13 protein-coding genes and 1 tRNA gene are annotated in these 12,928 nt (G+C 71.6%); 7 read left to right on the forward strand and 7 right to left on the reverse strand.

Annotation, left to right across the window (positions count from 1 at the left end; translation table 11 throughout):
* The first annotated feature begins 46 nt into the window (after positions 1–46).
* From OG462_RS35615 to OG462_RS35640, 6 genes are all read left to right on the forward strand, one after another.
* Positions 47–1,330, forward strand: coding sequence for an MBL fold metallo-hydrolase (locus tag OG462_RS35615; protein ID WP_406064185.1), 1,284 nt, complete (start codon positions 47–49; stop codon positions 1,328–1,330).
* A gap of 391 nt (positions 1,331–1,721) precedes the next feature.
* Positions 1,722–3,632, forward strand: coding sequence for an ATP-binding protein (locus tag OG462_RS35620; protein WP_406064187.1), 1,911 nt, complete (start codon positions 1,722–1,724; stop codon positions 3,630–3,632).
* Positions 3,633–3,637: 5 nt separating this feature from the next.
* Positions 3,638–4,078 carry a roadblock/LC7 domain-containing protein gene (locus OG462_RS35625; RefSeq protein ID WP_389041396.1) on the forward strand — a complete coding sequence of 147 codons (441 nt, stop codon included), beginning with the start codon at positions 3,638–3,640 and terminating at the stop codon, positions 4,076–4,078.
* On the forward strand, positions 4,075–4,446 hold the full coding sequence (locus OG462_RS35630) for a DUF742 domain-containing protein (protein WP_406064189.1): 372 nt from the start codon (positions 4,075–4,077) through the stop codon (positions 4,444–4,446). Before OG462_RS35625 ends, OG462_RS35630 begins: the two co-directional genes overlap by 4 nt.
* Positions 4,424–5,047 carry a GTP-binding protein gene (locus OG462_RS35635; protein WP_406064191.1) on the forward strand — a complete coding sequence of 208 codons (624 nt, stop codon included), beginning with the start codon at positions 4,424–4,426 and terminating at the stop codon, positions 5,045–5,047. Before OG462_RS35630 ends, OG462_RS35635 begins: the two co-directional genes overlap by 23 nt.
* Positions 5,044–5,616 carry a GAF domain-containing protein gene (locus OG462_RS35640; RefSeq protein ID WP_406064193.1) on the forward strand — a complete coding sequence of 191 codons (573 nt, stop codon included), beginning with the start codon at positions 5,044–5,046 and terminating at the stop codon, positions 5,614–5,616. Before OG462_RS35635 ends, OG462_RS35640 begins: the two co-directional genes overlap by 4 nt.
* Before the next feature lie 102 nt (positions 5,617–5,718).
* Here OG462_RS35640 and OG462_RS35645 read toward each other — a convergent pair whose 3' ends face one another.
* On the reverse strand, positions 5,719–6,927 hold the full coding sequence (locus OG462_RS35645; RefSeq protein WP_406064195.1) for an acyl-CoA dehydrogenase family protein: 1,209 nt from the start codon (positions 6,925–6,927) through the stop codon (positions 5,719–5,721).
* 579 nt (positions 6,928–7,506) lie between these two features.
* On the opposite strand from OG462_RS35645, the gene OG462_RS35650 reads away from it, so the two are divergent.
* A tRNA-Pro gene (locus OG462_RS35650) sits at positions 7,507–7,580 on the forward strand.
* A gap of 98 nt (positions 7,581–7,678) precedes the next feature.
* On the opposite strand, the gene OG462_RS35655 is transcribed toward OG462_RS35650, so the two are convergent.
* From OG462_RS35655 to OG462_RS35680, 6 genes are all read right to left on the reverse strand, one after another.
* Complete coding sequence (locus tag OG462_RS35655; RefSeq protein WP_406064197.1) at positions 7,679–7,870, reverse strand: hypothetical protein; 192 nt, start codon at positions 7,868–7,870, stop codon at positions 7,679–7,681.
* Between the two features lie 100 nt (positions 7,871–7,970).
* The gene (locus tag OG462_RS35660; RefSeq protein ID WP_406064199.1) at positions 7,971–8,543 is read right to left on the reverse strand and encodes a hypothetical protein; all 573 of its coding nucleotides are present in this window, start codon (positions 8,541–8,543) and stop codon (positions 7,971–7,973) included.
* 80 nt (positions 8,544–8,623) lie between these two features.
* Positions 8,624–9,301 (reverse strand): response regulator, encoded by a 678-nt coding sequence (locus OG462_RS35665; RefSeq protein WP_406064201.1) that lies wholly within the window; start codon positions 9,299–9,301, stop codon positions 8,624–8,626.
* Positions 9,298–10,620, reverse strand: coding sequence for a sensor histidine kinase (locus OG462_RS35670; RefSeq protein WP_406064203.1), 1,323 nt, complete (start codon positions 10,618–10,620; stop codon positions 9,298–9,300). The genes OG462_RS35665 and OG462_RS35670 overlap by 4 nt, the downstream gene beginning before the upstream one ends.
* A gap of 1 nt (position 10,621) precedes the next feature.
* Positions 10,622–11,788 carry an acyltransferase gene (locus OG462_RS35675; protein WP_406064205.1) on the reverse strand — a complete coding sequence of 389 codons (1,167 nt, stop codon included), beginning with the start codon at positions 11,786–11,788 and terminating at the stop codon, positions 10,622–10,624.
* A complete protein-coding gene (locus OG462_RS35680; protein ID WP_406064207.1) occupies positions 11,781–12,734 on the reverse strand; it encodes an alpha/beta hydrolase in 954 nt (317 codons plus the stop codon). The genes OG462_RS35675 and OG462_RS35680 overlap by 8 nt, the downstream gene beginning before the upstream one ends.
* Positions 12,735–12,928 lie beyond the last annotated feature (194 nt).

The raw sequence follows: 12,928 nt of genomic DNA on the forward strand, positions 1-12,928 counted from the left end.
CGCGGGCCGCCCATAATGGAACGACCCCCAGAGATCAGGAGGTCCTGTGACCGGTACCGGCTCCGACCGTTCGCCGCGGGCCCGGCTGCGCGCGCTGCGCCCCGAGTCCTTCGGCGCGGACCCCACGGGCGAGCGCCTCGCCCGCATCCACCGCTCGCCGAACTTCGCGGACGGGATCTTCCAGAACCCCGAACCCGCCCGACGCGGCCCCTCGGGCTCCAGTGTCGAGTTCGCCAAGATCTACTTCGACAAGGAAGGCCGCTCGCGCCGCGCCCCCACCGGCACGATCCCGGTCCACCCCACCACGGTCGCCGACCTGGCCAGGCCCCCGGCCACCGGCCTGCGCCTGACCTGGATGGGGCACTCCGGCGTCCTCGCCGAGATCGACGGCCACCGGGTGCTCTTCGACCCGGTCTGGGGCGAGCGCTGCTCCCCCTTCCCCTTCGCCGGCCCCAAGCGGCTCCACCCCGTGCCCGCCCCGCTCGCCGCGCTCGGCCCGGTCGACGTCGTCGTGATCTCGCACGACCACTACGACCACCTCGACCTGCCGACGATCAAGGCGCTCGCCACCACCGACACCGTCTTCGCGGTGCCGCTCGGCGTCGGCGCGCACCTGGAGCGGTGGGGGGTGCCCGCCTCCCGGCTGCGCGAGCTGGACTGGAACGAGTTCACCGAGATCGGTGAACTGCGGCTCACGGCGACCCCGGCCCGGCATTTCTGCGGCCGCGGACTGCGCAACCGGCAGATGACGCTCTGGGCCTCCTGGGTCGTGACGGGACCCTCCCACCGGATCTTCCACAGCGGGGACACCGGGTACTTCTCCGGATTCAAGGACATCGGCGCGGCCCACGGCCCCTTCGACGCCACCATGATCCAGATCGGTGCCTACTCGGAGTTCTGGACCGACATCCACATGACCCCCGCCGAGGGCATGCGGGCGCATCTCGACCTCCAGGGCGGCGGGCCCGCCGGTGTGATGCTGCCGATCCACTGGGGCACGTTCAACCTCGCCCCGCACCCGTGGGCCGAACCGGGGGAGGGCACCGTCGAGGCCGCCACCGGAGTCGCCCAGCGGATCGCCCTCCCCATCCCGGGCGAGCCCTTCGAGCCGGGTGCCGAGCGAGTGCCCGACAACCCCTGGTGGCGTCCCGTCGCCCGTGTCCCCGCCGGCGGCTGGGCGGGTCCGGCTCTCACCGACGGTGACGATTCGCTCGCCGGCGTTTCGCACGGGAAAGCAGACGCGAACGCGGACGTGAACGCCGGGCGGACGTCCGGCGAGCCCGGCACGGACGCCGGCCGGGGTGCGCCGGAGGCGGCACGGACTCCCTGAGGCCGAGAGCGGACCTGACGGTTCGCACCCCCTCCGGGGATTCCGGTCGGGAACGATTTCCGCAGAGGGCGGAGGTGTGAGAACACCTCCGCCCTCTTCCGTTCCCGGTGCCCAACGCCCCTCCGCGTCGCGACGTCGACTTTCGGCCGAACCTTCTCGGCCGGTCGTGCAAGGGGCGATACCAGAGCGGGCCGCTCAACGGGTAAGTTTGCCAACTGCGCACCGCACATGAACGGTTGACGACTACAGTGTGTGGTTGGTGATCATCGGTAGGCTCTTCGCACGCACGTCGCACACCCCGTGAACCGCCCCTTGCAGTCCCCCCGTAGTCCACCCCCGTAGCTCACCCGCAGTACGCCGATTCCTGGGCACGTACGTACCAAGGACACTCATGTCTCAACTTCGCGCACCCGCCTCGCGGTCCGATCGACGCGAGGGCGGGCGGCACGGCCGGTCAGGCGCCCGCCCCGCCCCCGGCACCGGTAGCAACCCCCCGGCGCAGCCCCCCGCGTCGCACCCGGCGGAAGCCCGCATACGCCCCCAACTCCTCCGCACCTCCGTGCTTCCCGCCGTCGCGGTCGCGCTGGGCGGAGCCGCGGCCGTGCTCTTCACCATTCGCTCCACCGGAGCCACGCCGACGCCCGGCCTCTGGGCCGCGCTCACCGGCGCCGCCGCGATCACGGTCGCCTCCGTGACGGCCGCCGCGCTCGGCGCGGACCGGGTCGCCAAGGCGGTCCTCGACCGCTGCAACGCCCTGCGCCGCACCAGCGCCCGCGGCCAGAGCGAACTGCATACGATCATCGAACAGTTGCGCAAGGGAGAGGGGCTGCCGCCCCGTCCCGCCATGCCGACCGGCACCGCGTCCGGCGACGAATTCGACCTGCTCTCCCAGGAGCTGACGCGTTCTCACGAGGCCGCCGTGGCAGCCGTCGTGCAGGCGTCCAGGCTCTCCAGCAGCGTCGGCAACGAACAGAAGGTCGAGGTCTTCGTCAACCTCGCCCGACGCCTGCAGTCCCTGGTCCACCGCGAGATCCAGCTCCTCGACGAGCTGGAGAACGAGGTCGAGGACCCGGAGCTGCTCAAGGGCCTGTTCCACGTCGACCACCTGGCCACCCGCATCCGCCGCCACGCCGAGAACCTCGCCGTGCTCGGCGGTGCCATCTCCCGCCGCCAGTGGTCGAACCCGGTCACCATGACCGAGGTGCTGCGCTCCTCCATCGCGGAGGTCGAGCAGTACCCCCGTGTGAAGCTCGTACCCCCGATCGACGGTACGCTCCGGGGCCATGCCGTGGCCGACGTCATCCACCTCCTCGCCGAACTCGTAGAGAACGCGACGCTGTTCTCCGCGCCGCACACCACGGTGCTGCTCCGCGCGCAGTACGTCACGGCCGGCCTCGCGATCGAGGTCGAGGACCGCGGTCTGGGTATGCCCGTCACCGAGCAGAACAAGATGAACGCCCTGCTCGCCGACCCCGACCAGGTCAACGTCGCGCACCTGCTCCAGGACGGCCGCATCGGACTCTTCGTCGTCTCGGCCCTCGCCCGCCGGCACGGCATCGCGGTACGTCTGCAGTCCAACATCTACGGCGGAGTCCAGGCCGTCCTCGTGCTCCCGCAGGGCCTTCTCGGCGCCGACCCGGAGGGGCTGGCCCAGCACGAGCGCCAGGCCGCGGCGACCGCCGGTTCCACCGCGGTCCCGCCGAACCAGGTGCAGATGCAGACCCAGCCGGCGACGCAGCCGCACGCGCCGTCGCAGCCCGCGCCCGCGGTCGCCGCCCCGATGACGGCCCCGGTCCCCATGCCGGCGCCGATGACGGCCCCGGCACCGGCCCACCCGCAGGCGCCCGTGCCCGTCGCCATGAGTACGACGGCCACCACCGGACCCGTACCACACTCCGTACCCTCCCCGGAGCGGACCGCCGTCCGCCACGAGGAGGCCCCCACCCCCGATCCGCTCGGCCACCCCCGTACCACCGGGCGGTCCAACGGGTACACGGACTCCGGTCGTACGCCCGCGATACCGGCGCAGTCGGCCGGCGCGGGACACTCCGGCCCGCCGGCCTCCCTCCTGTCGCCGCTCCCCCAGGCGCCCGAGGCCAACGGCCGGCCCGTGCTCCCCAAGCGGCGCGCCCAGGAGCACATCGTCCCGCAGCTGCGCGACGAGCCCGTGGCCCGCAAGCCCGAGGAGCACGCCCTGCACGACCCCGGCTTGATGGCCGCGTTCCAGCGCGGCATCGGTCTCGCCGAGTCCCAGCCCGCCCCCCATGAATCGCTGCGTCCAGGCGACGCGCACAAGGAGTAGACACCATGGCGAGCAATGTGCCGACCGGCCATTCCTCGGACCTCGACTGGCTGCTGAGCGGACTGGTCCAGCGGGTCCCGTACACCCGCAACGCCGTTCTGCTCTCCTCCGACGGCCTCGTGAAATCCGTCCACGGCCTCGACCCCGACGCCGCCGACCACATGGCGGCCCTCGCCTCCGGCCTGTACTCGCTCGGCCGCAGCGCGGGCGCCCGGTTCGGCGACGGCGGCGAGGTGCGTCAGGTGGTCGTGGAGCTCGACTCCACCCTCCTGTTCGTGTCCACCGCGGGCTCCGGAACCTGCCTGGCGGTCCTGGCCGGGCGCGAGGCCGACGCCGCGGTCCTCGGGTACGAGATGGCGATGCTCGTCAAGAGCGTCCGGCCGTACCTGGTCACCCCCGCCCGGCAGGCAGCCGGAGCGGTGGGCGGCATCGGCCGGCGAACGTGACGACCCCCCAGGAAGGGCCCTGGCTCGACGACGCGGCCGGCCGGCTGATCCGCCCGTACACCGTCAGCGGTGGCCGGACCAAGCCGACCACCGCACTGGATCTGCTGTCCATGGTGATGGCGACCGGATCGTCACCCCAGGTCCACATGGGTCCCGAGCACAGCCTGGCCCTCGGGCTGTGCGACGGGCCCACCTCGGTGGCCGAGATCGCGGCGCACTTACGGCTCCCCGCCGTGGTCACCAAGGTCCTGCTCTCCGACCTCGTGGACTGCGGGGCACTCACCGCCCGCGCTCCCCGGTTCCACGCCAACCCAACCGACCGTTCCTTGCTGGAGGCAGTGCTCGATGGCCTACGACAACGGCTCTGAGCGCCACGACAGTTTCGCGACCGACCCGTTCCCCACCGCGCTCAAGATCCTGGTGGCGGGCGGCTTCGGAGTGGGCAAGACGACCCTCGTGGGCGCGGTCAGCGAGATCGAACCGCTGAGCACCGAGGAACTGCTGACCTCGGTCAGCGCCGCCACCGACAGCCTGGAGGGCGTGGAGTCCAAGACCACGACCACTGTGGCCATGGACTTCGGCCGCATCACGCTCGACGACCGCCACGTCCTCTATCTCTTCGGCACCCCCGGCCAGGAACGCTTCTGGTTCATGTGGGACGAGCTCTCCGAGGGCGCGCTCGGGGCGGTCGTCCTCGCCGACACCCGCAGGCTCCAGGAGTGCTTCTCCGCCGTGGACTTCTTCGAGCGGCGGGGCATCCGGTTCGTCGTGGCGGTCAACGAGTTCGACGGCTCCTTCCGCTACGAACCGGACGAGATCCGGTCCGCGCTCGACCTCAAGCCGGACGTGCCGGTCGTCCTCTGCGACGCCCGGATCTCCAGCTCCGGCATCCGCACCCTGCTGACCCTCGTTCAGCATCTGCTCACCACCATCCCGGCCGCCGTGCCGAGCTACGGAGCCACGCCATGACGTACGACCCCACCGGTCACCTCCTGCTGACCCCCGTCGACAAGGACGCGCCGGCCCGCGTGGAGCGGCTGCGCGAACTCGGTCTCGGGGAGCGGCCGGAGCAGGCGTTCGACGAGTTCGCCCACCGCCTCGCGGACGTGACCGGAGCTCCGTTCTCGATGGTCAACTTCATCGACGAGAACCGGCAGTTCTTCGCGGGGCTGCACACCCCCGAGGGCACCCACTCGGGCAGCGACCTGGGTGCGGCCGCCGCGGGTGCCGGTGGCGTCGGCCGCTTCATGGCGCGCGACCACGGCTACTGCCCGCACGTGGTGGTGCGACGCAAGGCGCTCGTCCTGGAGGACGTCTGCGACTACCCGCGCTTCGCGGGGAACCCGGTCGTGGACGAGATCGGCATCCGCTCCTACATGGGGGCGCCGCTGATAGACCGCACCGGCGTCGCGCTCGGCACCATCTGCGTGGTCGACACCGACGTCCGGCCGTGGGGGCGCGCCGGACTCGAGACGATCAAGGCGATGGCGGCCGAGCTGATGGAGCAGATCAACCGTCGCGAGGACGGCATGTTCTGACCGTCACCCTGTGACACGCCGGGAGCCCCGGTACGGCGACGGCCGTACCGGGGCTCTTGGCATCGCGGGGGAGGGGCGGGCTGGGAGGGGTCGGTCCGTGTGTCAGGAGTGGACGGGCTCCAGATCCGGTGTGCGGACCAGCTCGGAGAGGCGCTCCGACCAGCTGCCCTTGTCCTGGCCGAGAGCGACCTCGGCCAGCCGCAGGAGCTGGATGTCGGAGGTGCCGGCCGGGGCGAAGATGTGGTGCGCGTCACGGAGGTACCGCTCGATGGCCCGGTCCGTGAAGAGACCGGCGGCGGCGTGGATCTCCATGGCGTTACGACCGGAGTCGATCGCCGATTCGACATTGACGAGCTTGGCGTTCATCAGCTCGGTGTCACAGGAAAGCCCCTGGTCGAGCAGGTGTACGGCGTGGTACGCGGCGAGCCGGGCGGTCATGAGGCGGGACTGCATCTGGCCCAGCTTCAGCTTGACCGTGGGGAGGTCGTGGAGGGGCTTGCCGTACCGGATGCGCTCGGAGGCGAACCGGGTGGTCTCCTCCAGGATCGCCTGGTGGATGCCGAGGGAGACGGCGGTGAGGTTGGCCCGCCCGTACAGAACGCTGGACGAGTACGCGACGGAGAGGCCGTCACCCTCGTCGCCGAGGCGGTTGGCGGCCGGAACCCGGCAGTTCTCGAAGATCAACTCGCCGAAGCTGAAGCCGTGGAGCCCCATGGACGGCTGCTGCGGACCGGTCCTGAACCCCGGGCGATCGGATTCGACCAGGAAGGCGGTGAGACCCTTCGAACCCGGACCGGTCCTGACCACGACGCCATGCAGATCGCCGACATGGCTGTTGCCGACGTAGACCTTGCTGCCGTTGAGGATGTAGTCGTCGCCGTCACGCACCGCACTGGCGCTCATACCGAGGACATGGCCACCGGAGTCGGGCTCGGTCACCGCGATGGTCGGCAGGCACTCGCCCGCGGCGACCGCCGGCAGCCACGTCTTGCGCTGCTCGTCGCTGCCGAAGTGGACGATCTTGGCCGTGCCCAGCTGCGAGGCCTGGACCATGGCGCCCATGGCGCCGCTGACTCGGGAGAGCTCCTCGATGATGATCGTTTTGGCTAAGTGGCCGGCGCCCATGCCGCCGTATTCCTGGCTGACAGTCGCACCCAGCCAGCCCTGCTCGGCGATCAATCGGGACAGCTCGTGGTGAACCGTACGGGACGCCTCCATCTCGGCTATCCGCGGTCGAACCTCACGTTCCGCGAAGTCGCGGACCGTCTCCCGGAGCTGATGATGAAGGCGACTACTGAAGTAACTGTCCATGCGAGTGCCTCTCCCCTGCGAAACGCCTGACCGGTTGTCCGGTCAGGTGGTGCATCGGCAGTGGTCCCGTCCCGAACAGGCCGACCACTTCATGGTGTTGATCTTTCTGGGACGGATCAATATCGCCACGATATTTGTCCGAAACCGGAGCGGTTGACGATTGAATCCGACTGTGTTTCGTGTGGTCTGGGCCTGCCGGGCCCGATCCGCCGGACATTCCCCGAGGGCGTCTTTCTGCCACATGCCAGCGGCAACCAGGCCGTGGGCATATGACCATGAGAGCGCCCGGCTCACCACATGAGCACCTTCATCCCCAGAGAAGTGGCATTTCGGAATGCCTTCCGGTCCCCTCCCTGCCCGGCTGACGCGCCCCTCCGACCCGCCGGACACCGCTTTCGCGCCCTGCGGACAGGCGCGCGGACGTGCACCCTGGCGCGCGGGAACGTCACGGAGGGTGAGTAATCGACTCCTCGCGCGCGCCGCCCCCCGGGGGCCGGAAAGGGTTCGTGAGCACCGGGGAAAGTGCGGTATTGTTCTCATGCGCGTCCAGCCAGGGGAAACCCCAGGTCAGACGGGCAACGGGACGTGGCGCAGCTTGGTAGCGCACTTGACTGGGGGTCAAGGGGTCGCAGGTTCAAATCCTGTCGTCCCGACTTGTGAAAGTCGGAGGTCAGAGGCCGTTTCAGAGTGATCTGAAACGGCCTCTGACTCGTTTTTGGGGACCAGTCGGGGACCAACTCGCCTTGACCGCTCAGCGGGCGACCACGATCGGGCTCGGCAGGGACCGCGGCGCGCGGAGCACGCTGAGGTGTGCGGAAAAGGCGGCGCCGACGGCGGTGATCTTGTGAACGTCGGGGTGCCGGTGCCCGGCGAGGCCTCCGGGAGCCGGGGTGGTCCGGCGCCGGACGGTCCAGATCCACTTGATGGTGTCGATGTCTCCCACCCGGCAGCCGGACGCCTTGCCGATGCGTGCGGCCGTGCACGCGGCGAAGAGGACGGCCTGGCCCCAACCCCGGTACTCGCCGCGGGAGGCGGCGGCCCGGTCAGGGCTTGAGGAGGGCGGCTGCCTCGCGGGCGGCGTCGATGGCTCCGGCGCGCGCGGCTTGCCGGTCGTCGTCGCTGCGGGCGTAGGCGACGGAGATCACCATGTTGCTGCGGCGGAAGACGACTTGCGCGGTGATGTTCTTGCCGGGGACGGGCGGCCGGTAGCGGAGGACGGCCTCGTCGCCGAGGCCGAGCAGGTCTTCCTGGGTGCCCTTCTCCCAGAGCGGGTCGACGTCGGCGCGCTGCTCGCGCATGTCCTCCTGGGCCAGCTCCGTGTTGAGGCGGCTGGCGAAGAGATGGACGTTGGCCCGGTACTTCCCCTTCTCGCGAGGCGCGGCCCAGGTGCAGGACGCCACGTCCTCGCGTCCGCCGTACGACTCCGGCACGAGCCGGTGGATCGTCTCGGGGGTGACGAGCCGGCAGAACGGCTTCGGATCGGCCTTGAAGTCGCCCTCCTGCGCGCGGTCCCACCACCGCCACGCTCCGAAGGCGGCGAGGGGTAGGGCGATCAGGGCGATCGCCGCGGCGAGGGCGCGATGCGAGGGCGCGGCGGGCTTGGAGGGTGTGGTCACCGCCGCAGCATAGGTGCCCCGGTCCCGAGGGAGCGCGGGGGACGACGACATGCACGAGCTCGTCAGCGGTCAGGGTGCGTTCAGTGGCCGGCCGGGCGGACCAGGCCGGTGTCGAAGGCGAAGACGGCCGCCTGGGTCCGGTCGCGGAGCCCCAGCTTGACCAGGATGCGGCTCACGTGGGTCTTGACGGTCTGTTCGGCCACGACGAGACAGGTCGCTATCTCCGCGTTCGACAGGCCCTGGGCGACGAGGGTCAGGACCTCGGTCTCCCGCTCCGTCAGCACCCCGACGCGGTCCTTCTGGGGGCTGCGCGGGGTGGCACTGAGCCGGGAGAACTCCATGATCAGACGTTTGGTGAGGTCCGGGGCGAGCAGGGCGTCGCCGCGCGCCACCACCCTTACCGCCTCGGCGAGTTCGGCGGCGGAGGCGTCCTTCAGCAGGAATCCCGAGGCGCCGGCCCGCAGGGCCTCGTAGACGTACTCGTCGAGGTCGAAGGTGGTCAGGACGAGGACCTTCACGGTGGAGCCGGCGGCCGCGGTGAGGACGCGGGTGGCCTCGATGCCGCCGGTGCCGGGCATGCGGATGTCCATGAGGACGACGTCGGGCGAGAGTTCCGCGACCTTGGTCACCGCGTCGGCGCCGTCCACGGCCTGACCGACGACCTCGATGCCGGGTTCGGCGTTGAGCAGCACCGTGAACCCCTGTCTGACCATCATCTGGTCGTCCGCGATGAGGACGCGGATGGTGCCGCTGGTCATGTGCCGTCCTTGGGGGTGTCGAGGGGCAGGGTGGCGGTCACCTCGTAGCCGCCGTCGGCGGTCGGCCCGGCGACCAGCTCGCCGCCCAGCATGGCGGTGCGTTCCCGCATGCCGAGCAGGCCGTGGCCGAGTCCCGGCGAGAGCGGAATGGTGGCGGGGTCGACGGGGCGCGTGGCCGGGGCGTTGGTGATCCGGAGGGTGAGTCCGGTGGTCAGGTAGCCGGTCTCCACCCGCACCGGGGCTCCCGGCGCGTGCCGCATCGCGTTGCTGAGCGCCTCCTGGACGATGCGGTACGCGGACAGCTCGACGCCAGGCGAGAGCCGGCGGCGTTCTCCGCTGGTGGCGGTGTCGACGGACAGGCCGGCGGCACGGACGTTGTCGAGCAGCTCGTCGAGCCGGTCCAGGGTGGGTTGCGGGGTGTGCCGTACGGAGTCGGCCGCCGCGTCCTCCGCGCGCAGGACGCCCAGGACGCGGCGCAGTTCGGTCAGCGCCTCGACGGCGTTCTGGCGGATGCCCGCCAGATTCTCCCGCAGTTCCTCGGAGGGGTTCTCGACGAGGTGCGGGGCCACCTGAGCCTGGATGGAGATCACGGACATGTGGTGGGCGACGACGTCGTGGAGTTCGCGGGCGATCCGTCCGCGCTCCTCCAGGACGGTGCGCATGGCCCGCTCCTCGGCGGTGAGGACCTCCTGCGCGACCAGTTTGTTCCGGGCCACCCGGCTCAGCCGCAGGGAGGCGCCGACGACCGCCGCGATCGAGAAGGCGAGCGTGCCGCCGGCCACGTCCTCGTTGTGCACGATGTCCGAGGGCACGGCCGCGCTGCCAAGGCCGGAGAGCACGGTGAGCAGGAGCGTGACGGCGGTGACAAGAGGGGGGACGCGCAGCGCGAGGAGCAGCACCACGAAGGTGTGCACGACGATGCCCCAGATGCTCCAGGGCCAGAGCAGGTCGGGGCCGACGGTCGCGTCGGTGATCTCGGCGGTCAGGAACAGGCTGAGCGTGGACAGCCACCAGGCCGGCACCGGTCGGCTCAGGGCGAGGACGAGGGAGGCGGCCTGGAGGACGACGAGGAGTTCGACCGGGGCGGTGAGGACGGTCATCGCCTCGCCGTACTCGGCCATCTTGGCGACGCCCGCGAAGACGGCGAGCAGCACGAGGTGTCCGTGCGGCAGCCAGCCGAACCAGGTCTGACGGGGCAGCGGGTCGCGGGCCGTCGTCCACAGGTTCCGGCGCAGCGTGCTCGGCGCCCCGCGCAGGGCAGCGCCCAGCGCCCGCCCGTAACCGTCCCCCACCCGTTCCCCCTTGTCGGTCACGTCCACCCTATGCACGCTGTACCTGCTTCCTCGCGGCGGGTCGCCGCGCCCGGGACGGACGGCGGCCGCCCGCTTCGTACGTACGGAAGACGGCGACGCACGCGAGCAGCGCGAGCCCGAACACGGGCAGCCAGGCGAGCCGTGCGAGGACCCAGTCGTATCCGTCGGGGACGGTGTGCAGACCGGTCAGCGGGCCGTGCCCGGTCAGTCCGCCGGCGAGGAGGCCCAGCATCGTGACGGCCATCATCGCGGTCTGGTGCCACAGGAAGACCGTCATGGCACTGAGGTTGAGGAGGGCCACGGCCGCCCACGCGGCGGGCCGGCTCAGGGTCCGGCGCAGCGGGCCGACGAGCAGGAACGCCGCTCCGCACTGGGTGATGCCGAAGGTGACGGCGGCGAGCGTGGGCGGGTTGAGGTTGGAGACGGCCGCGCCGGGCACGCCGACCATGGCCGCCGGATAGCCGGCGAGGACGACGAGCAGGACGGTGGCCGGCACGCCCGTGATCAGCAGGGTCCATCCGACGGGCCGTTCCCTGATGCCGTGCCGGGCCCACAGGGCGCCGAGGCAGTACGGAACGAGCCAGCCGGCCGCCACGTTCGTCCAGCCGAGCCACTCGGGTCCGCCGAAGCCGAAGCGGATCACGTCGATGTGCAGGACGACCGCGAACGGCCACAGCGGGTGCACCCTGGCGACCAGCGGGGTCGCCGCCGTGAGGGCGGCGAAGACCAGCAGGAACCAGAGCGGGGAGAGAACGAGCTTGCCGAGCGTGTACACGGTCTGCCAGGGCACCCCGCCCAGGGTCATCGCGAGCGCCGCGGCGGCCCACACGGCGAGGACCACGGCCACGGGCCGGAACAGCCGGCCGAGGCGCGCGGTCAGCCAGTCGCGGTAGGACGTGCCCTGGACGAGGGCGGCGGTGTGGCTTCCGGCGGCGACCCGCCCGCCGACCAGGAAGAAGACGGCCAGCGTCTGGAACACCCAGGAGACCGGGGTGAACTCGGGCAGTCGGCTCAGCGGGCTGACGGCCCGCAAGGTGCCGCTGTCGGTGTTCAGGGCGGTGACGAGCCAGTGTCCGAGGACCACGCCGAGGATGGCGAGGGCGCGCAGGGCGTCGAGGGCGCGGTCGCGGCCGGGCGGGGTGGCGGCGTCGATCCGGCGGGCGAGGTCACGCATCGGCCGGATCCCGTCCCGCGACGATCCGGGCCATGTTCCGCAGGGGTACGGAGCCGGGGAGGAGATAGTCACTGTGGCCGCCGGTGCCTGCGTCGAAGACCCGGGCGCCGAATTCCGGGGCGACGGGGTCGGTGCCGAAGCCGAGTTCCCCGAACGCCAGGGAGACGCGGACGTGGGGGACATGGGCGACCCAGTCGTCCGTGCCGCGGCCGGCCCAGACAGTGGCCGTGGTGGCGAGGTCGGCGGCGCGGTCGGCGCCGGTGCCGGGGCTGCCGTAGAGCACGAGGTCGGCGACGGGGAGGTGGTTCGCGGCCTCGGCGCAGACGACGGAGCCGTACGAGTGGCACAGCAGTGTCAGGCGCGCCCGCGGCGCGGCGGTGGCCAGTTCACGGACGAAGGAGGCGAGGAGCGGGGCGCCCTCCTCGGCGCGACCGGGAGTCGTCGCGGCGGCGCTGAGGGTGGCGGGGGTCCGGTAGCCGAGCCAGGCCAGGACGGCCGTCCCGCGGCCCAGTTCGCGCTGCAGCGCGGCGGCGCCGGACCGGAAGCGGTGGCTGTCGAGCCGGGTGTCCGAGCCGGGAACGAGGACGGCTATCCGGGTGGCGCCGACGAGGTCGCCGAACACCTCGACGCTGCGCCCGCCGTCTCGGCCGTCGAAGGAGAGGAGTTGGTGGTCCTCCCCGGCCATGGCCCGCAGGGTGGCGGCGCGTCGGTGGTCGCCGTGGGCGTCGGCCATGGCCTCGGCGGCCCGGACGGCGGAGCGGTTGGCGGCGTACCGCGCGGCGAGTTCGCCAGGAACGGCGAGCGAGAGGGGAGCGAGCGGGGCGGGGACGGGCGCGGGCACGGCGGCCGGGCCGGCAGCACCGACGGTGGGCACCGCCACCGAGGCGGCGACGAGGGTGGCGAGCAGGGTGCGGCGCAGGCGACGGCTGCGCGGGCGGGACGCCATGGAGTGGTCCTTCCGTACCGGGGTGCTTCTCGATTCCGGTGCCGAAACTATGGATCACGCCAGGTAACCGGCGTCCCACCAGGGGGGACACTTGCCGCGTAGCTCTGGAGTACTACGGGTATGGGGTGTCGAGGGGGCTGGTCCGGCTCCCTCGCACGGCTCCTCGCCCGACACACCGCGCATTCTGTGCGGTT

Origin of the sequence: Streptomyces sp. NBC_01077 (genome assembly GCF_045162855.1) — a bacterium.
Lineage (GTDB): Bacteria > Actinomycetota > Actinomycetes > Streptomycetales > Streptomycetaceae > Streptomyces.

Bases quoted from the DNA above. Each gene is read 5' to 3' on its own strand.
- OG462_RS35665 (WP_406064201.1), bottom strand. From the start codon at position 9,301: ATGACCAGCGGCACCATCCGCGTCCTCATCGCGGACGACCAGATGATG.
- OG462_RS35645 (WP_406064195.1), bottom strand. From the start codon at position 6,927: ATGGACAGTTACTTCAGTAGTCGCCTTCATCATCAGCTCCGGGAGACG.
- OG462_RS35680 (WP_406064207.1), bottom strand. From the start codon at position 12,734: ATGGCGTCCCGCCCGCGCAGCCGTCGCCTGCGCCGCACCCTGCTCGCC.
- OG462_RS35620 (WP_406064187.1), top strand. From the start codon at position 1,722: ATGTCTCAACTTCGCGCACCCGCCTCGCGGTCCGATCGACGCGAGGGC.
- OG462_RS35635 (WP_406064191.1), top strand. From the start codon at position 4,424: ATGGCCTACGACAACGGCTCTGAGCGCCACGACAGTTTCGCGACCGAC.
- OG462_RS35675 (WP_406064205.1), bottom strand. From the start codon at position 11,788: ATGCGTGACCTCGCCCGCCGGATCGACGCCGCCACCCCGCCCGGCCGC.
- OG462_RS35625 (WP_389041396.1), top strand. From the start codon at position 3,638: ATGGCGAGCAATGTGCCGACCGGCCATTCCTCGGACCTCGACTGGCTG.
- OG462_RS35640 (WP_406064193.1), top strand. From the start codon at position 5,044: ATGACGTACGACCCCACCGGTCACCTCCTGCTGACCCCCGTCGACAAG.